Below are 21,600 nucleotides of genomic sequence, written 5' to 3'. Positions count from 1 at the left end.
TAGAAACAGCACATTATGGCAAAAAACAGACATAAAAGAAAAGAGAAACCGGAGAAGAAAGAGAAAAAACAGGGCAGTAAACGCCTGAAAAAGCAGCAGATGATACCGGCAATTATTGCCGCCTTCCAATCCTCTCCACAGGAGCCATTCAATTATAAGCAGATCAGCAAAATGATCGGCGTAGAGAATCAGGTGCAGAAATTGCAGGTGGTAGATATCCTGTATGACCTGGCGGCCGATAATTTCATCACGGAGATCGACCGCGGACGGTACAAATTACATAATTTAGGCACACAGGCGGTAGGCACTTTTATGCGCCGCAGCAACGGGAAAAACTCCTTTATGCCGGAAGACGGAGGTGCCGCGGTCTTTGTGGCCGAGCGCAATTCGGCGCATGCCATGGACGGTGACAAGGTGAAGGTGCAACTCTTTGCCAAACGCAAAGGGGCTGAGCCGGAAGCAGAGGTATTGGAAGTCTTGGAGCGCAAAGAGACCACCTACGTTGGAAAACTGCAGGTAGCCAAAGGTTTTGCTTTCTTAGTGACGGAGAATAAAACCCTGGCGAACGATATCTTTATTCCGAAAGATAAACTGAAAGGCGGGAAAAACGGGGATAAAGCGATTGTGAAGATCGTGGAATGGCCCGACGAACATAAGAACCCGATCGGGCAGGTGATTGATATCCTGGGCGAAGCCGGCGATAACACCACCGAGATGCACGCGATTCTGGCGGAGTTCGGCTTGCCTTATAAATACCCCGAAGCGGTAGAAAAGGCGGCCAACCGCATACCGGAGGAGATTCCGCAGGAAGAAATCGCGAAGCGGGAGGATTTCCGTAAAATCACCACCTTCACCATCGACCCGAAGGATGCGAAAGACTTTGACGATGCCCTCTCGATGCGCCGCCTGGAGAATGGCAATTGGGAGATCGGCGTGCATATTGCTGATGTGACCTATTATGTCCGACCGGAAAGCATTATTGAGAAAGAGGCGCAGAAGCGTGCCACCTCAGTCTACCTGGTCGATCGCACCATTCCGATGCTGCCCGAACGATTGAGCAACCTGATCTGCTCCCTTCGTCCGGATGAAGAAAAACTTTGCTTCTCGGTTATCTTTGAAATGGATGAGAATGCTGTCGTGAAGAACTCACGGATTGTCCGGACAGTGATCTGCAGCGATCGCCGATTCACCTACGAAGAGGCGCAGGAGGTGATCGAAACAGGCGAAGGCGACTACAAGGAGGAGATCTTGATGCTCAACCAATTGGCTCAGCGCATACGCGATCGCCGCTTCAAGAATGGCGCGATCAACTTCGACCGCTACGAAGTAAAATTCGAAATCGACGAACAGGGCAAACCGCTCCGTGTCTACTTCAAAGAGGCCAAAGAGTCTAACAAATTGATCGAAGAGTTTATGCTTTTGGCCAATCGCACGGTGGCTGAATATGTTGGGCTGCCTGCCAAAGGAAAACCGAAGAAAACATTTGTTTACCGTATCCACAACGCGCCCAATCCCGAGAAAATGGAAAACTTCGCCGCTTTCATCCGACGTTTCGGCTATAAGCTCAAGACCGAAGGCAGCGAAAGCGAGATATCCAAAAGCATCAACAAGCTATTAGACAGCGCGCAAGGGCGTCCGGAAGAGAATCTGATCGAGACTTTGGCCATTCGCGCCATGCAGAAAGCACGTTACTCCACGGAAAACGTGGGGCATTACGGATTGGCTTTCCCGCATTATTCACATTTCACCTCGCCTATCCGCCGCTATCCCGACATGATGGTGCATCGGTTGCTGGAACGTTACTTAGAGGGAGGGCGCAGTGTGCCAAAGAATAAGATAGAAGAGCTTTGCGATCATAGCTCTGAAATGGAACAAACCGCCGCCAATGCCGAACGCGCATCGATCAAATACAAGCAGGTGGAGTTTATGAGCGACAAGCTGGGTATGGTGTTCGATGGCGTGATTTCCGGCGTGACCGAATGGGGACTTTACGTGGAACTCAACGAAAACAAATGCGAAGGGCTGGTGCCTATCCGTGATCTCGACGACGACTACTACGAATTCGATGAAAAGAATTACAGCTTAGTCGGACGCCGCCGCGGACGTGAGTATCGCTTAGGCGACCCAATCACCATCAAAGTCGTACAAGCCAATCTGGAACGGAAACAATTAGATTTTATGATGGTATAGCGGTGCTTGCCGACCATTGCAGATAGCCCATAACAGAGCAGGCGATCAACGCTATGCCGAGGCAGAAATAGAAGACACGTGCGCCGGTACGCCCCAGTGTACCAACCACCGTACGGGCTTTTCGAGCTTCAAAAAACCAGTTGAAATTCAACAGGGAAGCCAGACAGGTGAAGACACCCATCAAGAGAAACAGGGCTAACAGGATGTATTCGGGGATCGTCATATGCGGTTTATTCTATCGTTACCGTGCGGGTGGTATCCGGATTTTCCTGAATCGTGACATGCACGGTATCGGAAGGCAACAACTCTTCAATCTTTTCCGGCCATTCGATAAAGCAAAGGGCACCGCTATAGAAATAGTCTTCCGTACCGATATCCTCCGCTTCACTTAGTTTGTTGATACGATAAAAATCGAAATGATAGATCAACTCTGCCGTTGTTTCGCTGCGGTATTCGTTGATAATGGCAAAGGTTGGGCTGTTGATCACATCCGTAACGCCCAACTCCTCACAGATCGCTTTGATCAGGGTGGTCTTTCCGGCGCCCATGGCTCCGTGGAAAGCAAACACGGTGCGGTCGTCCATCGCCTCGATAAACGCCTGGGCGCTCTCGTGAATCGTATCTATATGGGTTATCTGAATTGTCTTCATATTTCTTTTCGTAATCTGATTTTATTTCGGTGTCATGGTCACAAAAGGCACCATCATCTCTTCCATCGAGATACCTCCATGCTGGAAGGTGTCTTTGTAGTAAGAGACATAGTAATTGTAATTGTTGGGATAAGCAATAAAGTCGTTGTTGAGTGCGAATATATATTTCGTGCTCAGATTGGGCGACGGCAGGCCGATCTTCGACGGATCGCGCACATCATACACCTCTTTGGGATTGTAACCGAGGTTTTTCCCCAGTTTATAGCGCAGGTTCGTATTGGTATTCTTATCGCCAATCACCTTAATCGCGTTGTCGACCCGGATCGTCCCGTGATCGGTGGTCAGGATCACCTTGTATCCCTTTTCGCCTATTTTGCGAAACAGCTCCAGGGCGGTGGAATGTTGAAACCAGGACTTCGTTAGACTGCGGTAGGCGGCCTCGCTTTGTGCCAGCTCACGGATCATCTTACTCTCCGTGCGGGCATGGGAAAGCATATCGACAAAGTTCAATACGATCACATTCAGCGGATGACGCGTCAGGGAAGAGACCTGCTGGATCAGCTTTTCGCCGTAAGCGGAGTCGTACACTTTATGGTAAGAGAAGCTGTAATTCTTACGGAAACGCTCCAGTTGTGTGCGGATCAGCGGCGCTTCGTTCAGGTTTTTTCCCTCTTCGCTCTCCTCATCGATCCATAGTTCAGGAAACATCTTTTCGATCTGTTGCGGCATCAGGCCGGAAAAGATCGCGTTCCGGGCGTATTGCGTGGCTGTCGGCAGGATGCTGTAATAAAGATCCTCTTCAAAGGTATAATAATCAACCAACAGCTCTTTTACCACCCGCCATTGGTCCAACCGGAAATTGTCGATCAGGATAAAAAAGACCTTTTCGTCATTGTCCAGAAGTGGGAACACCTTCTTTTTGAACAAGTCGGGGCTCATCAACGGTCTATTCTCCGGGCGTTCGATCCATCCTTCGTAGTTTTTCCGGATAAATTTCCCAAACGATTGATTGGCCTCTGTCTTTTGCATGCGCAACAGATCATCCATCTGCGTTTGTCCGCCTTCGAGTTCCAACTCCCAGTAGACAATCTTTTTATAGACCTCGATCCAGTCGTCGGTCGTCAGCGAGTCATTGATTTGCATGCCTATACGCCCAAACTCCTGTTGGTAGCCCGTCGTTTTTGTTTCGCTGATAATATCGTTTTTATGTACATTCTTTTTGATGGAAAGCAATAACTGGTTCGGATTCACCGGCTTGATCAGGTAATCGGCTATCTTGTTGCCAATCGCCTGGTTCATGATGCTCTCCTCCTCACTTTTGGTTACCATCACCACCGGGATATTGGGGTTTATCTCTTTGATCACCGCCAGCGTTTCCAAGCCGGAGAGCCCGGGCATATTTTCATCTAAGAAGATGATATCGAAGCTCTCTTCCCGGATGCAGTCGATGGCATCCTGTCCGCTGATAACCGGCGTGACGTCATACCCTTTATCCTGAAGAAATAAAATATGCGGCTTCAAGAGATCGATCTCATCGTCCGCCCAAAGTATTCTGTCTTTTCTTACCATCTTTTTTATGAATAAGTTTACTGCAAAATTACATAAAGCCTACTAAACTAACGACAACTCTTCCTTTTTTGTATAAACCGCCCGGTTTTTAACGTCTATTCGCCTTCAGGTATTTCGTTTATTAAGTAAAATCACATCCACCCATTATGTAACGATTCAGCCACCTCACGACATCGTGAATAAACGTTAAAATATCCATTTCCAACAAAACCACCAATTTACGATTTGTAATTTCCGCCCGACTTTGCGCGCAAAAAAGCGGGACTTCGGAGACAAACTCCCGGGAGAAACACTTTTTAACGTATGGATTTGTAAGCAAAACGCCCATTTTGCTTACAATCGAGATTTTAACATTTGAGAGAGAAAGAGCACCTCCCCCCTGCCCCCTTCCCATCTTACATTACCAGAACTTCTAAACACGCATTTTCCGGATGAATTTCCTTTTTACTACCTTTGCCGTTCTTTATAAAAAAACAGGAAGCAAGTATGATATCAGTTGACGGATTAACAGTAGAATTTGGCGGAAGCGCCTTGTTTTCGGACATCTCCTTTGTGATCAATGAAAAAGACCGCATCGCCCTGATGGGAAAAAACGGAGCGGGTAAGTCTACCTTATTAAAAATACTGGCCGGTGCCCGTGAAGCAACGCGTGGCAAGGTGTCGGCACCCAAAGATACCGTGATTGCCTATCTGCCACAGCATCTGATGACAGAAGACGGACGGACCGTATTTGAAGAGACCGCACAGGCTTTTGCACATTTGCATGCGATGGAGGCAGAGATCGAAGCGATCAACAAAGAATTGGAAACACGGACGGATTATGATTCGGAAGAATATTATCAATTGATAGAACAGGTATCGACCTTAAGCGAAAAATTCTATTCCATCGAAGAGATCAACTACGACGCGGATATCGAAAAGACCCTGTTGGGGTTGGGATTCAAGCGCAGCGATTTCACACGTCAAACCAGTGAGTTTAGCGGGGGATGGCGTATGCGTATCGAGTTGGCCAAATTGCTCCTGAAGAAACCCGATGTCTTGTTGCTCGACGAGCCGACCAACCACTTAGATATCGAATCTATTCAATGGTTGGAGGATTTCCTGATCGACAACGGACAGGCGGTGGTTGTGATCAGCCACGACCGGGCGTTTATCGACCGTATTACGACGCGTACCATCGAGGTGACCATGGGACGCATTTATGATTATAAGGTAAACTACAGCGCCTACCTGCAATTGCGCAAAGAACGGCGCGAACAACAGCAGAAGGCATTCGACGAACAACAGAAGATGATTGCCGAGACCAAAGAGTTTATCGAACGTTTCAAAGGGACCTATTCCAAGACCCTGCAGGTGCAAAGCCGCGTGAAGATGCTTGAAAAATTAGATATCCTGGAGGTCGACGAAGAGGACACCTCAGCGCTTCGGCTTAAATTCCCTCCATCGCCCCGCTCGGGCTCCTATCCGGTGACCATCGAGAATGTAACGAAAAGCTATGGCGATCACACCGTATTCCGCAACGCCCACCTCACGATCGAGCGCGGTGACCGGATCGCTTTCGTCGGCAAAAACGGGGAAGGGAAATCGACCTTAGTGAAATGTATCATGAAGGAGATAGAGCATGATGGGCTATTGACGATCGGTCACAATGTGATGATTGGCTATTTCGCGCAAAACCAAGCCTCCCTCTTGGATGAAAACCTGACGGTGTTCCAAACCATCGATGACGTAGCCAAAGGGGAGATCCGCAATAAGATAAAAGATCTGTTGGGTGCCTTTATGTTCGGCGGAGAGAATTCCACCAAGAAGGTAAAGATATTGTCCGGGGGAGAACGTACGCGGTTGGCGATGATCCGCCTGTTATTGGAACCAGTCAACCTACTGATCCTCGACGAGCCGACCAACCACCTGGATATGAAAACAAAGGATATCCTGAAGCAGGCGCTGTTGGACTTCGACGGCACCCTGATTGTCGTATCCCACGACCGCGACTTCTTAGACGGATTGGTGACCAAGGTATATGAGTTCGGTAACCAGAAAGTAGTTGAACACCTCGAAGGCATCTATGAGTTTATGCAACGCAAAAAGATGGAGAGTCTGAGGGAACTGGAAAGATAATTGATAATGGATAATGGATAATTGATAATTGGTTTCCGCCTATCCATTATCAATTATCAATTATCAATTATCAATTATCAATTACAACCGATATCCTACGCTTAGCACCACATCATACGTCGAGGTCGGGACATTGTTATAATAGCGGTAACGGGTATGGCGGGCAAAGTAGCGGTTGGACAGCGCAATGTTCCAACGCTTATCGGAGACGTAAGCCAACTGGGTAGAGAAGATCGTCAACCGGGCGTTGCTCTCTTCTCCCTGCACATTTAATCTTCCCAGGTCTACCGTTTCAAAATCCAATCCGGGATCATATCCTTTCCAGGTGAAAATATGGTAGTTCTCCAGGTTCAACAGAAAATTCCAGTTTTTCTTATAGTTTAATCCGGCGTACGCCTTGATGCTATATCCGCTGCCCAGGTTGTAATCGCGCTCTTCCAATTGCAGATAATCAGACACACTGGCACCTAAAGCCACCCCGTTGATATACAATTCCCCGAAAATATTAACCGGGTCATGACCTATTCCCTCCTTATAATAAAGAAGCCCCCCTCCTACTGCTGCTGCCTCCGAGATACGGTAGGGAACGACTGTCTTTTCAGTATGACCGCGAAGCTCCGAATCGTAATAGTCGAAATGCTGGAAAACACCGGCCGTCAACACCTTGTTACCGCTCGACCATATCTGTTTACCCCACAAAGCCCCAACGGCATTCACCTGACTCAGCAGAGGCTGTGTAGAGAAAAGGTCTACACCGGCCCGCAGACGGAACCATTCGTACGGCAAGTAGTAGTCGTCATTGAAAGGATTACCATAATTCAAGAGGAAAGAAAGATGCATACTGGTGGTTCCCCACTTCGATTGCTCCTGTTCGGCCAGGAAACGCACGCCGCTATTGACAATGAAAGTGATGGGAACAGAAGGGAGCGAACGCCCTTTGTTCGGCGCTTTCCGCCAGGCATCACCGGAGATAAGCCGATTCAAGCCACGCACCGGAGAGACAATCCCGGCTAAGATTTCGCGCCAGACGCGCTCGCTGCCGGAAGTACGGTCGTCCAGAAAAATATCCGACAGGCGGTAGGTAATCTCCCCCAATTCGAATCCTCCAAAAGAGGTCGCGAGTATATCGTTGATTGACGGCGGCTCCGCTTCCATAAAGAACTCCCACATCAGGCTGCCACCGATCGAATAGGGAATGGATTGCCAGAAGTTCATGCCGTTGCTGCGCGCGGCATTGAAATAGAGAGAGCCATGATAAGGATGAGCAATCAGGTTGGTGGAAAACTTATCAGTGTCCCATATCGGGCCTGTTCGGAAGTTATCCTTCATCGTATGGACATTGATCCGCGCCCAGTCTTCCTGTGCCACAAAGCGGTCGAATCCCCAAATAATCATATTGATGCCAAAAGTTTCCATAGCCGCTTTCCAGGGACGGGAGGGAAGAATACGGATGCTGTCGCTCACATAATGGCGGGGAGAAGCCTCCGGTATATGCTGACTCCACATCCCCTGTGTAAACAGAAGAAACAACATCCCTATTATTACTTTTTTCATCATTGTCTGTATGTAAAGAGACCAACCACTCATTAAAACGATGCAAACCTATAAAGAATAACTAATACGACATTGGTTTGGTTTAAATTAATCTTAGCTAATATTACACATTCGGAGAGAAGATGAGAAGTATTTATGTATTTTTGCAAAAAAAATCAAAATGATAGATTTTATCACCTTTTGCAACTATGCCGGGACGTTTGCTTTCGCCATTAGTGGTATTCGGCTGGCCTCAGCCAAACAATTTGATTGGTTTGGTGCTTACGTCGTAGGGGTTGTGACGGCTATCGGAGGCGGAACGATTCGCGATATCATGCTTAACAAAACACTCTTCTGGCTCGAAGATGCCTCCTATCTGATTGTTTCCGGTCTGGCACTGTTGTTTGTACTGGTGTTTCGCAAATATGTAATCAAGCTCAACAATACATTCTTTATATTCGACGCCATCGGGCTGGGGCTTTTCGTGGTGGCTGGACTCGACCGGACACTGGCCTTAGGGCATCCCTTCTGGGTAGCGATCATCATGGGCACCATTACGGGTTCCTTCGGTGGTATGATCCGGGATATCCTGATCAATGAGGTGCCGCTGATCTTCCGAAAAGATATTTATGCGCTTACCTGCGTTTTGGGAGGATGTATCTATTATATTTGCCATCGCTTAAACGTCACACCGGTAGTCACCCAGGTGGTCACAGCCATCAGTGTATTGGCCGCCCGGTTAATCGCCGTTAAATACCATATAAGCGTCCCTATATTAAAGGGGGACGAATAAAATAATTAACTTTGTACGCTATGACTATTCAGGAAAACAATCAACACGAAAAAGCATCGATCTTGCTCATTTACACCGGCGGAACCATCGGCATGATGGAAAATCCGGAAAGCGGCGTGTTGGAACCTTTCAATTTCCAACACCTCGAAGACAATATGCCGGAGTTAAAGAAATTAGGTCATACGGTTTCCAGTATTCAGTTCGATCCGCCGATCGACTCCTCGGAGATGGGTCCCGAATGTTGGAAAGAACTGGTCGAAATTGTTGCGGATAACTACCAGCGCTATGATGGGTTTGTGATACTGCACGGGACAGATACTATGTCGTACACGGCTTCGGCTCTGAGCTTTATGTTGGAGAACCTGAGTAAACCGGTGATTCTTACCGGATCTCAACTGCCGATCGGCATACTTCGCACCGATGGAAAAGAGAACCTGATTACCGCCATTGAGATTGCCGCCGCCAAAGAAAACGGTATGCCACTCATTCCGGAAGTATGTGTCTTCTTTGAAAACAACCTATTGCGCGGAAACCGTACCTGTAAAGTCAGCGCCGACAATTTCAATGCCTTCCGTTCCTACAACTATCCGGTACTGGCTCATGCCGGTATACATATTAAATATGATCTGCCGCAGGTCTACCATCCGGTCTTGCGCAAGCCACTGAAGCCACATTATCGTTTGGATAACAACATTGCTATCCTAAAGCTCTTCCCCGGCATATCGCCCCAGGTGGTCGAAAGCATCCTGACTATTCCCGACCTGAAAGGCGTAGTCATGGAGACGTACGGAAGTGGAAATGCACCTATGCAGAAATGGTTTCTGGATATGCTGAAAGAAGCGGTAGAAAGAGGCATTCTGATTGTCAACGTAAGCCAGTGTATTGCCGGTACCGTGGAGATGCATCGCTATGAGACCGGGCATAGACTATTGGAAGTCGGTGTCATAAGCGGCTACGACAGCACGACGGAAAGTGCCGTAACCAAGTTGATGTTCCTTTTCGGGCATGACCTGAGTCCCGAAGAGGTAAAAGAACGTATGAATTGTTCATTAATAGGCGAGATAACCATTCCGGAATATCTGTCTGTAAGATAATAGAGAAAATGAAACTAAAGTTTGTTAGTTTGGCGAGTGGAAGCAGTGGCAACTGCTATTACCTGGGGAATTCCCAATATGGGATACTGATAGATGCAGGTATTGGCATTCGTACCATCAAGAAAGTATTAAAAGATCTCGGTATAGAATTCGAACAGATTTTGGCTGTATTAATAACCCATGACCACGCGGATCATATTAAAACGGTGGGTTGCCTGGGAGAGAAATACAATATACCTGTCTATACAACGGAAGGAGTACATAACGGAATCGACAAAAGCCGCTATGTCGAAGAGACGCTTTACGGATCGCGCCGGATCATTGAAAAGGAGGTTCCCTTTTTCATCAAAGACTTTAAGGTGACCTCTTTCGAGGTGCCTCACGATAGCACCGATAATGTAGGCTACCATATTGAATATGGTAACCACCGTTTCACCTTCGCCACCGACGTTGGTCATATCACAGAGACCGTAAGTAAATATATGTCGATGGCCAACCACCTGATCATTGAAGCCAATTACGACGAAGAGATGCTTCGCTTCGGTTCCTATCCGGCTTTCCTAAAAGAAAGAGTAGCCAGCCCGACCGGTCACTTAAGCAACCGGGAAGCGGCTGAATTTCTGGCGACGCATTATACGCCCGACCTGAAGGATATCTGGCTATGCCATCTGAGCAAAGACAATAACCATCCCGAACTGGCCTATAAAACAATCGATATTCGCCTGTTTCGCGAAGGAATCCGCGTAGGAAAAGATGTGAATCTGACAGCTTTGAAACGGACAACTCCTTCTGAAGTCTTCGAATTCGATTAAAAAAAGCTACTTTTTGAAATAAGAAAAAAAATAAAATTATTTGTCTGTACTAATTAAAACCCTATCTTTGCACCCGCAATGACAATAATTGCAAACGTCTCGGTAGCTCAGTTGGTAGAGCAATTGACTCTTAATCAATGGGTCGAGGGTTCGAGCCCCTCCCGGGATACAGGAAAAGCCGCTTTCAGAGCGGCTTCTTTGTTTTAGGGACGGTTCCTTTTTCATCTTCTTTATTCAAAAAAAATGCGCGAAGCCCGTTCAAATTCAGAACTATTCGTATATTTCCGCTGTTTTTAATACGAATGTTTAATTAAATAACAAGAAACATGAAGAAGTATATTGCAGAAATGATCGGAACAATGGTATTGGTTCTGATGGGTTGTGGTAGTGCCGTTTTTGCCGGAAACGCAGCGGGAGCTGTTGGTGCAGGCGTTGGAACATTAGGTGTAGCATTGGCTTTTGGCCTTAGTATTGTAGCGATGGCCTATTCCATCGGTAAGGTATCGGGTTGCCATATCAATCCGGCGGTAACGTTAGGTGTGTGGCTTTCCAACCGGATGTCGGGAAAAGAGGCCGGGATGTATATGATCTTTCAGGTGATCGGCGCGATCATTGGTTCGTCTATCCTGTTTGCTCTTGTATCGACCGGTGTGCATAACGGCCCAACAGCAACCGGTTCAAACAGTTTTGCTGAAGGAGCTATGCTTCAGGCATTCATCGCCGAGGCTGTGTTTACCTTTATCTTTGTACTGGTCATTCTTGGCGTGACCTCCAAAGGAGCCAACAATAAATTCGCCGGTCTGGCTATCGGTCTTACCCTGGTGTTGATCCACATCGTTTGTATTCCTATTACGGGAACATCCGTAAACCCGGCGCGCAGCATCGGTCCGGCTTTGTTTGATGGCGGTGTTGCCCTTTCTCAGCTTTGGCTCTTTATTGTTGCCCCGTTATTGGGTGCCGCTGTAGCCGCTTTTGCCTGGAAAGCAATCGACACTGAATAAATAATAGTTGATACATTTAAAAAGCCGATGGAGATGATCCATCGGCTTTTTGTATGTCTTTTAATCAATCGGAGAAAACTCCTCTTTGCCTACACCACAGGGCGGACACGTCCAATCTTCCGGTAGTTGTTCAAACGGGGTACCTGGCGCTATCCCTGCTTCAGAGTCGCCTTCTGCCGGATCATATACATATCCGCACACATTACATTCGTACTTTTTCATTGTTCACATTTATTTGTTAATACTATCTCTCTTTATATATGAAACAACAAAAGAGGCAAATTGGTTGCAAACTTCTTCGCAAAACCGATTGTTTCTAACACTCTTCTGATCTTCCGTTAATGCGAATCCACTGTTTTATAATGCACATGGTTCGTCAACTATTTAGTACCTTTGCAGACGAAAAAGAAATATAGACGTATGGAAATAGCTGCATTAGTTTCCGGAGGAGTAGACAGTTCGGTTGTCGTACATATGCTGAAAGAGGCCGGTTACGACCCGACCATCTTTTATATCCGTATAGGCATGGAAGACAAAGATGGGTATATCGATTGTCCGGCCGAAGAGGATATAGAAATCACTTCATACATAGCCCGCAAGTATGGCTGTCGCATGGAAGTGGTCTCCCTGCATGATGAATATTGGGAGAAGGTGGTGAGCTACACCATCGAATCGGTCAAACGGGGACTAACACCCAACCCGGACATGATGTGCAATAAGTATATCAAGTTCGGCTGCTTTGAAGAAAAATGGGGAAAAGATTTCGACAAGATTGCCACCGGCCATTATGCCACGACAACAGAAATAGACGGCAAGGTATGGCTATCGACTGCCAAAGACCCGTTGAAGGATCAGACTGATTTTCTGGGACAGATCACTCGCCTGCAGATACAAAAACTAATGTTTCCCATTGGCCATCTGATGAAAAGTGAGGTACGTGAAATTGCCGAACGAGAAAAACTCCCCAGCGCCAAACGCAAAGACAGCCAGGGCATCTGCTTTCTTGGCAAGATCAACTACAACGACTTTATCGAACGTTACCTGGGCAAACGCACCGGAAAGATCATCGAATTGGAAACCGGAAAGATACTGGGCAAGCACAATGGATATTGGTTTCACACCATCGGTCAACGCAAAGGGTTAGGATTGAGCGGAGGTCCCTGGTTCGTCATCAAGAAGGATACGCAGCGCAACATCGTTTATGTCTCCAACGGCTATGACCCGGAAACACAATATGGTCGAACTATTAACCTGCAAGGATTTAACTTCATTACGGAAGATCCCTGGGGAGCGTTCACGGACGAAAAAGAAATCACCTTCAAGATTCGCCATACCCCGGAATTTAGTCCCGGTGTGATCCGTCGGATCGGCGACCTCTACCGCATAGAGTCGCTGGAAAAGATACAAGGCATTGCCCCCGGACAGTTTGGTGTGGTCTACGACCAAGATCATCATCTTTGTTTAGGTAGTGGCATGATCATATAACGGCTGTCCGGACTTACGTCGCGGACAGCCGTCCTCTGGAGAGATAGATAGGGTTAGTGAGTCAATTTATCTCCTTATTCCTGCATAATAATCACCGGCTGCAGAATTGATTTCTCTGCCGCGTTGCGTACATAAAGGATGTGGGTACGGGATTTGCCCGTTTTGTTTTCTTCTACCTTCACGGTGAATTCGGTGCCTACTTCGGTGGCGTTAACACCTGATACCGTCAGCCAGTCGATCCCGATAGGTACCGCGTCGACAATCCAGCGGCTGGTAGCTTCTACTTTCAACGTCAACGTTTTGCCTGCCGCTACTACCGCTACTTTATTGTCGGTGATCACCAGTCCGTTTTCATCCAACACACGGATCGTACCCGGCTCAACCGGTGTGGTGATGCCTGTGCCGTCCAACCATTCTTCTACCTGAAGCGTCGCTTTCAGATCGGCAATACCCGATTTCTGGATATCGATAATATAGCGGTGGTTGGCTTCGATCTTCAGGTGAGTGAGTTCATCGGGTTTGTCTTCCGAAGGAACGGAAAACTTCACCGGATAGACCTGTTGCGTATCGGTACCGGTCACCTTACCGACCAAGGAGAGTTCCGTTTCGCTCTCACCGTCAGTTCCCAGGTTCAAGGTCGGGTAGATATAGAACACACTGGGTACATCCTTTGTGTTTGCATCTTTGAAATCCTTGAAGTTGATCGCCTTCATCGAGATCGTAGGCGTTTCGTCTACAGCCGAAGCGTTCTTGAAGATACGAGTCGAAGGACGGGCACCGAAGATCAGGATCTCTTCGATCTCGAAATTAGAGTCACGGGCAACGTTGCGCACATCGAAACGTGCCATACGACGAGTCAGCGTCACTGTCTGCGCAGTAGTCAATGTTGTGATATCGTCAACCGTTGTCACCTCTGTCATCAACAGCGGTGTCTTGATATGCGTGCTCGACACCAGAGTATTCACCGAAAAGTCCTTAAACGTGCCCAGCGTAGTCACATTCGCCTTAGCAGTATTCAGCGAGATAATATCGCGTCCGTTGCCCACAAAGAAGAATACCTTTGTTTTGTTATCTTCGGTCATCGGTACAGAGATCTTTGCCGACTGCACATCACCGGCCTGCGACATCGTGAAGGTGTTGTCACCTCCGTCTTCGCCCTCTTTGCTGTGATAGATACGTTCCAGGATCGCCGAATCATCGTTTCCTTTGAACACATAGATATCCAGCGAAGTCAGTGCGTTCTCCTCTTCCGAAGCAATGCCACGGGTGTAGGGCACCACATGCCCACTGGCAATGCCGGGAAAGTTAAATACGACCTCTTTCTCACCGTCCTGCCAAACGATCGGTTGGTCGATTGAGTCATCGCTGCAAGCAGCCAATAACAAGCCCATAAAGGCTACCAATAAAAATTTTTGCTTCATTTTCTTTTTGTTTTTAAATTAATTTGTTGTCTATATACTTAATCTATATCATACTATATTGAACCCCTACGGGGCTCGGTTGTGAGAGTGTCTCTCCACCCCGGGTTGCACCCGGGGTTATCCACATGCAACCCCTTTCGGGGTTCTCAGAGCGACTATTATCTCCCACACCCCACCGTTGCAAACAACGCCCCCCCAATTCCCATCCTGCCTGAAGAGGGGTGCCCGCAGGGCGGGGTGGTGGGAGCTAAGGAGGGGAAGTGGATTAGAGAAATTGCTTTACGCCTTCGGCTAAGCGATTTCCGCTTCGCTCCAATTCATCATTCATAATTCATAATTCATCATTTTTTTAAAGGTTCCCCCCAATCGTCCCCCCATTCTCCCAATCGGAGAAGACTAAGGGTGACACCTCCACCCGATCCTCATAGATCATCACCTGGATGCGAAACTCCTGTCGGAGGTTGCGGCTCAGCCCGAACTGCATCGTCCGGAAATACTTCTCCAGGTCGATCTCTTTCGTCAATAAGGTTTCACCGGCATAGACTCCCAACAGGGGGTGCGAATCGTTCGTCAACCGGTTGGTGATAAACTCCCCTTTGAGCGACCGGGCGATATCCATCTTGGCCTCTAAGCGATAGTTTTTCTTGAAGCGCTCTTCCAATACTTCAGGCACATGGTGAACCACCGGGTTGGTCGACGTCGCACTCCGCGGTTCGGTATACCCCGGAAGGAATCCGTACACCGCCGGCACATCGCGCAAGCGGAGGTTGAAGTCGCGCGTATTGACCGGCGCGTTCTTCGCCCATTTCACCACCACCTCCAATAAGAGATGGGCGTGGGTCATGCCGATGCAAATCGTTTGCGCCTTATCTCCTTTGACCGAGAAGGTCTGATACCCATAATAGAGCGGTTCGATATTGGGATCTTCCGCATCGGTGCGCGAGGTCCAGCCCGGCTGTTCCGACCGGTAAGACGACGCAAGCCGTATCCGTGCCTCACGCAGGGTGGTGATGCCCACCTGCGGTTCCCAATCGTTATCCAGCCGCGAGAGGTTTCCCCAGGCCACCACGGTATAGTGACCCTCCGGCAACGTCATCGTCGATACATAAGCCCCTTTGCCCGCGTGACCGGGTAGTCCGCCGATCTGATAGAGGATATCGTTCTCATCAAATATATACTCCGTGATCCGGTAGATATAGTTCGAAACCATATTCTCTTCGCGGGTCCATTCGCGCGTGTACCAGTATTCCAATTGCACGTTATAAGAGCAGACCGGCACCTCTGTGTCGATAGTACATGATGTGGGCAAAAGCCATAATAGCCCTATTACCCATACGTATACACCTATGTATATCACTCTTTTCATGATCTGAAGGAATCCCTCCGGCGGTCAGGGCCGGTAAGCCCTCCCGCCTTCGGTATTCCAAAAAATGCTCTTATAACTCTCTCCAAATAAAAAAACTAAACCAATTTTTCTCACCTTTTTTTCAGCGGTGAGAACTTTTTCTCACGATTTTTTCAGGGGTGAGAATTTTTTCTCACGTAGGTGAGAACTTTTTCTCAGGGGGCTGAAATTTGTGAGAATCCTCTCTTCAGGCTCTTCTCAATACACGTTTACAGATAGATATGAGTAACTAAAGCTCCCCTTCTTAGAAAAGAAGGGGGGGACCGCTGCTCGCAGCGGTGGGGTAGTTTGAATTCTTTATAGATGAATACTCTATATTTCCTTCAGTCTTCCCCTTTTCAACTATCATCAATTGTATATATGCAGATCAAACTACCCCACCATCGCAAGCGATGGTCCCCCCCTTCTTTTCTAAGAAGGGGAGCTTTAGATACTTTATTTCTACAAACATATACGTCATTTGTTACTAAAATATGTATAGCGAAAAGCTTCAGATATGACTTGTTACTCCTGTATGCAACGCAGGCTGAAGCCTGTGACCGGATTGGCATTATTGACACTTGCCGTGCCGTTTAACGCGACATAGAACCGGCGGGGCTTGCCATTGGCCGTGATGCTCGACGACCAGTAGCCACCAGCGCCGCCTCGATTGGTCGAAACGCCTTCGGTATTCCGGAATCCTGCCAGCGGGAAGAGCAGTGTTTTGCCAGTCTCGTCGCCTTCGATGGTAAACTGTTTTCCCGAAGCGTCATATACGCCCGGTGTGGCCGCGTCTATAATCTTTTGCCATTCATCCGCACGCGGCACGCGCCATCCTGCCGGACAGGGGCTATCGTTTACCGTTTTGCTCCACAACAGGTTGCGGGTCGGCAGATAGGCATCTTCGGCAATCAGCCAGTCGTAGTTTGCCTTCGGATTCATAATAAATTTATCCGCATAGGTCGTTGTCGCATCCGTATAACTCACCGGTCCCTCTTCGATATCCGTATGATCTCCGGTGGTCAGGGTTTCCGACTGGTAGTCGTTTCGTCCCCACTGGAACACATAACCCATAAAGGCGAGGTTATCGCCGGAGGTTGTGGTGGTGGCTCCCACATTGACCGGTGCCCAGTATTGTCCGGCGAACTTCACCGGTTTGAGGCCGGCGATGCCGTTGTAGTCGGGCAAGGAGGTGAAGATAATCGAGTCGGCGTTGTTGTAGTTGGCCGCGTCGCGTATATAGACCTTGATCTCGACAGGCACCTGTGCGTTGCCCTCCTGTGAAGGAATGGCGATGGTATAGTCCTGGGTGAAGGTGGTCTTCTGCGTGTCGGGGTCTACGTTTGATACGGCGGCTGCCTGCGTCACGATCGACCGCAGATCCGCCGGGTCGCTGATGCCGACCGACGAAGCGTTTTTGTTGTATAGACACATCACATCGTAGGTCGTCGGGCTATTGCCTTCGACACTGAACTTCATCTCCGCGCCCGCTTCCAGGCCGGTGATGTCGAACGCGCGTTTGGCGGCGTCCCAGCGCGTGGTCTGCGCCGGTGTGAATTCGATCTCTTTGATCTCCACTGGATCCTGTGCCGCGCCTACCTCGATCACGCTACCGTCGCTCCAGTCGGCCACGGTAAACTTCCAGGTCAGCTCCATATTATCGTCGGGCGGGAAGAGCTGCAGGGAGTAGCGTGTGTTGTTCACCAATGGCAGCGTGCTGCCGTCGGGCGCGACGAAGTCGATCGTTTTGTCGATCGGCAGGTTCGTATTGTAATAGGTTCCTTTGATGCGGATGCGCGTCGGCTCGCTATCTTCCCGGTTCGATGCGGGATAGAGATAGATCTTTTTGATCTCGTCGGGCGTAGCCGTGGCAGGCGCCACGACAGGGAACGATTCGACCACCTCGATCTGGTCCACCTCCTCTTCGTCATGCGGCAAGAGGTAGGAGTAGCCTTTCGGGTGGATCAACTGCACCGAGGTGAGGTTGAACTTCTTCGTATCGTCCGGATCCAACAATTTTTCGATGTATTCCACATCGAGGCGCACCGCCATACGTTTCATCTCCGCGGTGGAGATCTGCGTCTTGCCTTCGGTCAATACGATATTTTTCCGGGCGAACATCAACAGAGGGGCGCCCGGCGACTGCGTCACCTTCTTGGTCAACATCGCCTCCAACGCCTCCCAGCTCTCGAGCGCTTTGAGCTCGTCGGTCAGGTCGATCGCCGGATCGCTGTGTTGGTAGTTGGCGATAAAGATCACATCCGATCCTTTTTCGGTATTAAAGCCTTCGCTACGTACGCGCACGGTCACATTATAGCTGCCGTTGCCCACTGCCTTCAATTCCTCCTCCATACCCATCGGCGATCGCAACTCCTCGGTGGAGAAGTATTTGCCAAACGCACCCGGTTTATACTCCGGCGCATCGGGATTGCCCACGCCGTAGGTCTGCACAAAGCAGGCTAAGCTCTTAATCTCTTTCTCTGAGTCTTCGGCGGTAAAGTCGCCGTCCGCACGGGTGCGGATATCGCCCACGTGCATCGTCAGTAAGGCGGTGCCTTCACCCGCCGGCTTGATCACATCCGGCCCGTCAATCACTTCACTGCATGAAAACAGCGTGAACACCAGGCTCAGGAGGGTGGTAAATGTTATGAAATGTTTCATTTTGCTTTATTGTTGTTTACTGTTTCTTTATTGTATTATACTACTTAACTATCTTGGCTCCCCTTCTTTGCTAAGAAGGGGATCTTTAGATAGTTATTTCAATTAATAATTAACCATTAATAATTAACAATTAATTTAGATTGATTTGACACACCGAATAGGATAACCGTAAGCCCTCCAGTTACTGGTGCTCGATACAGCATTGCTACCGTTGATCTGAATCATATAGGCGTAACCGTGGGAGGCATGCACATAATTATCCGAGATCCATAGATAACAATTCGCATTAGAAGCGGCTGCCGAGACAGATCCGCCACTAAAACCAATATCCCCTGTCTGTGGAAAGTATAAGGCTTGCCCATCATCCCCAGTGATCTTCCAGCGTTTTTGTTTCTCTTCCCGAACGGCAAAGCCGTTCCTTGCCGTTTTAAACTGATCGGCTTCCGCTTTGGTCGGCAGGCGCCAGCCGGTGGGACAAGGGGTATTGGCCGGGGTACTCCAACGGGCATTGCGGGTAGCCTGCTCGGAGGCATTATTCCGTAACCAGTCGTAATATGGCTGATCAGAGCCCCCTTCATAGTAAAAAATCGAATTCCCATCCGCGGTACTTAAGGCTATATTTCCATGCTGTCCCCCTTGTGCTTTACTCGGCGCCGGATTCTGTGTAAACTTGGTATTCCGTCCCCATTGGTAATAGTAACCGGTCGAAGCGGTAGTCGGGTTGGTATTATCCACACTGCTGGCACCTACATTAACCGGTGCCCAAAGGAGATTACCGATGCGCACGGCACGTATATTCACGCCGGGATATATACCCATGCCATCCAGGTAGAACTCATCTCCCTTTTCGGGTTTAATGGTATTGGCAATGGTTACCTTGGCTTTCCCGTTTTTAACAATCATGGTTGGGAAGAGCACCTCATAGGTTTCAACCACATAATTGCCTTCCGGAACGCTGTCGGTCTTTTTGATATCCTTTTCGGTAATGCCCAGGTCGGCCAGGCTACCGGTCACGGCGGTTAAGGTGGCCTGCGAGCTATGGAAGGTTTTGACCTTAAAGGTGATCTTGGTATTCGCCTGCTGGTGTTCCAACAGGAACGATTTGGTTGATTGACTCCAGCCTGCCACAATATGGGTGCCCGAGGCATTGATCATCTTCGGTTCTTCCACCATACAGTCGAACTCGGGCAGGAAGATCAGGTGGAAGCTTTCGTAATAACCCGGTTTGGTTCTGTTTTCGATACGTACCTCCATATCAAAGTGGGTGGTAGGCATGGCCGGGAAGGTGATTTCGTATTGCTCCCGGATCATCGCGCGAGTGGCAACGGTGGAGTCGGTCTTTTGAATAAAAGCTTCCTTGCCCTCTTCGGTAGTGATGCCCAGGTCTTCCCAATCGCCATTGACAAAGGAGAGAACCGCGCGGGTGTCTTGCAGGTTCTCGACCGTGAACTTGATCTTATCGCCGGCACTGATCGCACCCAAGAGGCAGGCTTTCGTGGCGTCATTCCAGCTATTGGCGGGTATCGCCTTACCTGAAGCATCTTCGAAGGTCATATTACTGGTCACCGGTTTCTGATAGGTGGGGTTCACCGGAATCAGGGTGCCTTCCGACCAGTCGTCGATCGTAAACGACCAATCGATGCCACTGCCGTCGGGTGTCGGGGTGAGGGTGATCAGGTAACGGGTGTTGCGTACCAGCGGGATAATCTCACCGTCTTGCATCAGGTCGATCCGTTTACTATAGGGCTGGCCGTCGAGCGTGCCCCGCACCAATAGCGCGGTATGCGCCACCGATCCGTCGTTGGCGGCTTCGTAGGTATAGATGCCTTTGATTGTTTTGTTATCGCTGCAATCCACCTTATTAAAGCCGGTCGTGAGTACCGGAATATCGAAGGCCTCTTCGTTGCCCGGGATCAGGTAGGCGTAGCTCTTGGGGTTGATCACCTCGACCGACTTCAACAGGAAGGGTTTCTTCGGGGCGTCGGCGGCTTTGTTTTCGATATCGAAGCGCGCCACCACGCGTTGCAGGGTGATGGTCTCGGTCGCGGGAATGGTGTACGAGAGGGTCACCTCTTTATAGCCAAACATCATAAGCGGCGTGCGAAGGCCGGTCGCGGTGGCGGTTGTCGTCACCAGGTTAAAGAGGTCGTCCCATTGCTCAACGCCTTGTAGAGCCGTTTCCAAGCCGTTCTCTTTGTAGTTGGTAAACACCGCCACATCGGTCTTGCCCGCCACACTGGGGCTTTGCACCTTGAGATTGACTTCAAAGTTGCCTGTGCTCACCTCTTTGATATCAGCGGCTTCGGTAAGAAAATAGGCCAGGAAGGCGCCTTGCTTATAGCCCGCATCGCCCGGTTTGCCAAAGTCTTTGGTGCGTACGAAGCAGGCCACCGACTTCATCTCGGCCTCGCCCGGCAACACCTCTACCTGATCGGCGCGCGTACGGAGCGATCCGACACGCAATGTCAGGGCAGCCACCTCCCCGTCGGCCGGGTTGTATGGGTTTACCCCTCCCCGTTCATACGGATCTTCCTGGCAGGAGGACAAGATCACTCCCATCAGTACCATAAATAATACTAAATAATTTTTCATCTCTTTTCTTTTTGTTTTTAATTAAATGATTGTCTATATACTTAATCTATATCATACTATATTGAACCCCTACGGGGCTCGCCTGAGAGAGTGTTTCTCCACCCCGGGTTGCACCCGGGGTTATCCACATTCAACCCCTTTCAGGGTTTTCAGAGCAACTATTCTCTCCCACCACCCCACCGTTGCAAGCAACGGTCCCCCCAATTCCCCTCCTGCCCGAGGAGGGGTGCCCGCAGGGCGGGGTGGTGGGAGCTAAGGAGGGGAACTGGATTAGGGAAATTGCTTTACGCCTTCGGC

General features: G+C 49.1%; 16 protein-coding genes and 1 tRNA gene. 8 read left to right on the top strand and 9 right to left on the bottom strand.

The window, feature by feature from the left end; translation table 11 throughout:
* The first annotated feature begins 15 nt into the window (after positions 1 to 15).
* Entirely contained in the window at positions 16 to 2,190 is a 2,175-nt protein-coding gene (rnr, locus tag M2137_RS07485; protein ID WP_280765839.1) for a ribonuclease R, read from the top strand.
* Here rnr and M2137_RS07480 read toward each other — a convergent pair.
* From M2137_RS07480 to M2137_RS07470, 3 genes are read right to left on the bottom strand one after another with little or no spacing between them, the layout of a single operon-like run.
* Positions 2,177 to 2,413 carry an immunity 17 family protein gene (locus tag M2137_RS07480; RefSeq protein ID WP_280765838.1) on the bottom strand — a complete coding sequence of 79 codons (237 nt, stop codon included), beginning with the start codon at positions 2,411 to 2,413 and terminating at the stop codon, positions 2,177 to 2,179. The two genes, rnr and M2137_RS07480, sit on opposite strands and share 14 nt — an antisense overlap.
* Before the next feature lie 7 nt (positions 2,414 to 2,420).
* Positions 2,421 to 2,840, bottom strand: a complete 420-nt coding sequence (gene tsaE / locus M2137_RS07475) for a tRNA (adenosine(37)-N6)-threonylcarbamoyltransferase complex ATPase subunit type 1 TsaE (RefSeq protein WP_280765837.1) — start codon at positions 2,838 to 2,840, stop codon at positions 2,421 to 2,423.
* A gap of 21 nt (positions 2,841 to 2,861) precedes the next feature.
* The gene (locus M2137_RS07470; RefSeq protein WP_280765836.1) at positions 2,862 to 4,409 is read right to left on the bottom strand and encodes a PglZ domain-containing protein; all 1,548 of its coding nucleotides are present in this window, start codon (positions 4,407 to 4,409) and stop codon (positions 2,862 to 2,864) included.
* Between the two features lie 486 nt (positions 4,410 to 4,895).
* Between M2137_RS07470 and M2137_RS07465 the strand changes: the two genes are divergently transcribed.
* Positions 4,896 to 6,527: an ABC-F family ATP-binding cassette domain-containing protein gene (locus M2137_RS07465; RefSeq protein WP_280765835.1), complete on the top strand. Its 1,632-nt coding sequence runs from the start codon at positions 4,896 to 4,898 to the stop codon at positions 6,525 to 6,527.
* Positions 6,528 to 6,608: 81 nt separating this feature from the next.
* Here M2137_RS07465 and M2137_RS07460 read toward each other — a convergent pair whose 3' ends face one another.
* Positions 6,609 to 8,081: a DUF3943 domain-containing protein gene (locus tag M2137_RS07460; RefSeq protein WP_280765871.1), complete on the bottom strand. Its 1,473-nt coding sequence runs from the start codon at positions 8,079 to 8,081 to the stop codon at positions 6,609 to 6,611.
* Positions 8,082 to 8,241: 160 nt separating this feature from the next.
* Between M2137_RS07460 and M2137_RS07455 the strand changes: the two genes are divergently transcribed.
* The 5 genes from M2137_RS07455 (at position 8,242) to M2137_RS07435 (ending at position 11,760) form a co-directional block, all read left to right on the top strand.
* Positions 8,242 to 8,853: a trimeric intracellular cation channel family protein gene (locus M2137_RS07455; RefSeq protein WP_280765834.1), complete on the top strand. Its 612-nt coding sequence runs from the start codon at positions 8,242 to 8,244 to the stop codon at positions 8,851 to 8,853.
* Between the two features lie 20 nt (positions 8,854 to 8,873).
* Positions 8,874 to 9,947, top strand: a complete 1,074-nt coding sequence (locus M2137_RS07450; RefSeq protein WP_280765833.1) for a type I asparaginase — start codon at positions 8,874 to 8,876, stop codon at positions 9,945 to 9,947.
* A gap of 8 nt (positions 9,948 to 9,955) precedes the next feature.
* Positions 9,956 to 10,759 carry an MBL fold metallo-hydrolase gene (locus M2137_RS07445; RefSeq protein WP_280765832.1) on the top strand — a complete coding sequence of 268 codons (804 nt, stop codon included), beginning with the start codon at positions 9,956 to 9,958 and terminating at the stop codon, positions 10,757 to 10,759.
* A gap of 96 nt (positions 10,760 to 10,855) precedes the next feature.
* Positions 10,856 to 10,928: transfer RNA gene (locus M2137_RS07440), tRNA-Lys, on the top strand.
* A 157-nt stretch (positions 10,929 to 11,085) separates the two neighbouring features.
* Positions 11,086 to 11,760: an MIP family channel protein gene (locus tag M2137_RS07435; protein WP_280765831.1), complete on the top strand. Its 675-nt coding sequence runs from the start codon at positions 11,086 to 11,088 to the stop codon at positions 11,758 to 11,760.
* Between the two features lie 60 nt (positions 11,761 to 11,820).
* On the opposite strand, the gene rd is transcribed toward M2137_RS07435, so the two are convergent.
* On the bottom strand, positions 11,821 to 11,982 hold the full coding sequence (gene rd / locus M2137_RS07430; protein ID WP_280765830.1) for a rubredoxin: 162 nt from the start codon (positions 11,980 to 11,982) through the stop codon (positions 11,821 to 11,823).
* A 198-nt stretch (positions 11,983 to 12,180) separates the two neighbouring features.
* Here rd and mnmA point away from each other — a divergent pair, with 198 nt between their 5' ends.
* Positions 12,181 to 13,245, top strand: coding sequence for a tRNA 2-thiouridine(34) synthase MnmA (gene mnmA, locus M2137_RS07425; RefSeq protein WP_280765829.1), 1,065 nt, complete (start codon positions 12,181 to 12,183; stop codon positions 13,243 to 13,245).
* Positions 13,246 to 13,319: 74 nt separating this feature from the next.
* On the opposite strand, the gene M2137_RS07420 is transcribed toward mnmA, so the two are convergent.
* From M2137_RS07420 to M2137_RS07405, 4 genes are all read right to left on the bottom strand, one after another.
* Positions 13,320 to 14,666, bottom strand: a complete 1,347-nt coding sequence (locus tag M2137_RS07420) for a hypothetical protein (RefSeq protein ID WP_280765828.1) — start codon at positions 14,664 to 14,666, stop codon at positions 13,320 to 13,322.
* Between the two features lie 349 nt (positions 14,667 to 15,015).
* Positions 15,016 to 16,032, bottom strand: a complete 1,017-nt coding sequence (locus tag M2137_RS07415) for a FimB/Mfa2 family fimbrial subunit (RefSeq protein ID WP_280765827.1) — start codon at positions 16,030 to 16,032, stop codon at positions 15,016 to 15,018.
* Positions 16,033 to 16,575: 543 nt separating this feature from the next.
* The gene (locus M2137_RS07410; RefSeq protein WP_280765826.1) at positions 16,576 to 18,711 is read right to left on the bottom strand and encodes an FISUMP domain-containing protein; all 2,136 of its coding nucleotides are present in this window, start codon (positions 18,709 to 18,711) and stop codon (positions 16,576 to 16,578) included.
* Positions 18,712 to 18,846: 135 nt separating this feature from the next.
* Entirely contained in the window at positions 18,847 to 21,303 is a 2,457-nt protein-coding gene (locus M2137_RS07405; RefSeq protein ID WP_280765825.1) for an FISUMP domain-containing protein, read from the bottom strand.
* Positions 21,304 to 21,600: the final 297 nt, after the last annotated feature.

Origin of the sequence: Parabacteroides sp. PFB2-10 (assembly GCF_029893085.1) — a bacterium.
In the GTDB taxonomy this organism is placed as follows: Bacteria; Bacteroidota; Bacteroidia; order Bacteroidales; family Tannerellaceae; genus QVMG01.
Note: the sequence above shows the minus strand (reverse complement) of the source record. Positions and strands in the feature narration are given on the sequence as shown.

Excerpts from the sequence above, each read along its gene's own strand:
- M2137_RS07480 (WP_280765838.1), bottom strand. The coding sequence starts at position 2,413 with ATGACGATCCCCGAATACATCCTGTTAGCCCTGTTTCTCTTGATGGGT.
- M2137_RS07460 (WP_280765871.1), bottom strand. The coding sequence starts at position 8,081 with ATGAAAAAAGTAATAATAGGGATGTTGTTTCTTCTGTTTACACAGGGG.
- tsaE (WP_280765837.1), bottom strand. The coding sequence starts at position 2,840 with ATGAAGACAATTCAGATAACCCATATAGATACGATTCACGAGAGCGCC.
- M2137_RS07470 (WP_280765836.1), bottom strand. The coding sequence starts at position 4,409 with ATGGTAAGAAAAGACAGAATACTTTGGGCGGACGATGAGATCGATCTC.
- M2137_RS07415 (WP_280765827.1), bottom strand. The coding sequence starts at position 16,032 with ATGAAAAGAGTGATATACATAGGTGTATACGTATGGGTAATAGGGCTA.
- M2137_RS07445 (WP_280765832.1), top strand. The coding sequence starts at position 9,956 with ATGAAACTAAAGTTTGTTAGTTTGGCGAGTGGAAGCAGTGGCAACTGC.
- M2137_RS07465 (WP_280765835.1), top strand. The coding sequence starts at position 4,896 with ATGATATCAGTTGACGGATTAACAGTAGAATTTGGCGGAAGCGCCTTG.
- rd (WP_280765830.1), bottom strand. The coding sequence starts at position 11,982 with ATGAAAAAGTACGAATGTAATGTGTGCGGATATGTATATGATCCGGCA.
- M2137_RS07420 (WP_280765828.1), bottom strand. The coding sequence starts at position 14,666 with ATGAAGCAAAAATTTTTATTGGTAGCCTTTATGGGCTTGTTATTGGCT.
- mnmA (WP_280765829.1), top strand. The coding sequence starts at position 12,181 with ATGGAAATAGCTGCATTAGTTTCCGGAGGAGTAGACAGTTCGGTTGTC.
- rnr (WP_280765839.1), top strand. The coding sequence starts at position 16 with ATGGCAAAAAACAGACATAAAAGAAAAGAGAAACCGGAGAAGAAAGAG.
- M2137_RS07410 (WP_280765826.1), bottom strand. The coding sequence starts at position 18,711 with ATGAAACATTTCATAACATTTACCACCCTCCTGAGCCTGGTGTTCACG.
- M2137_RS07405 (WP_280765825.1), bottom strand. The coding sequence starts at position 21,303 with ATGAAAAATTATTTAGTATTATTTATGGTACTGATGGGAGTGATCTTG.
- M2137_RS07450 (WP_280765833.1), top strand. The coding sequence starts at position 8,874 with ATGACTATTCAGGAAAACAATCAACACGAAAAAGCATCGATCTTGCTC.
- M2137_RS07455 (WP_280765834.1), top strand. The coding sequence starts at position 8,242 with ATGATAGATTTTATCACCTTTTGCAACTATGCCGGGACGTTTGCTTTC.
- M2137_RS07435 (WP_280765831.1), top strand. The coding sequence starts at position 11,086 with ATGAAGAAGTATATTGCAGAAATGATCGGAACAATGGTATTGGTTCTG.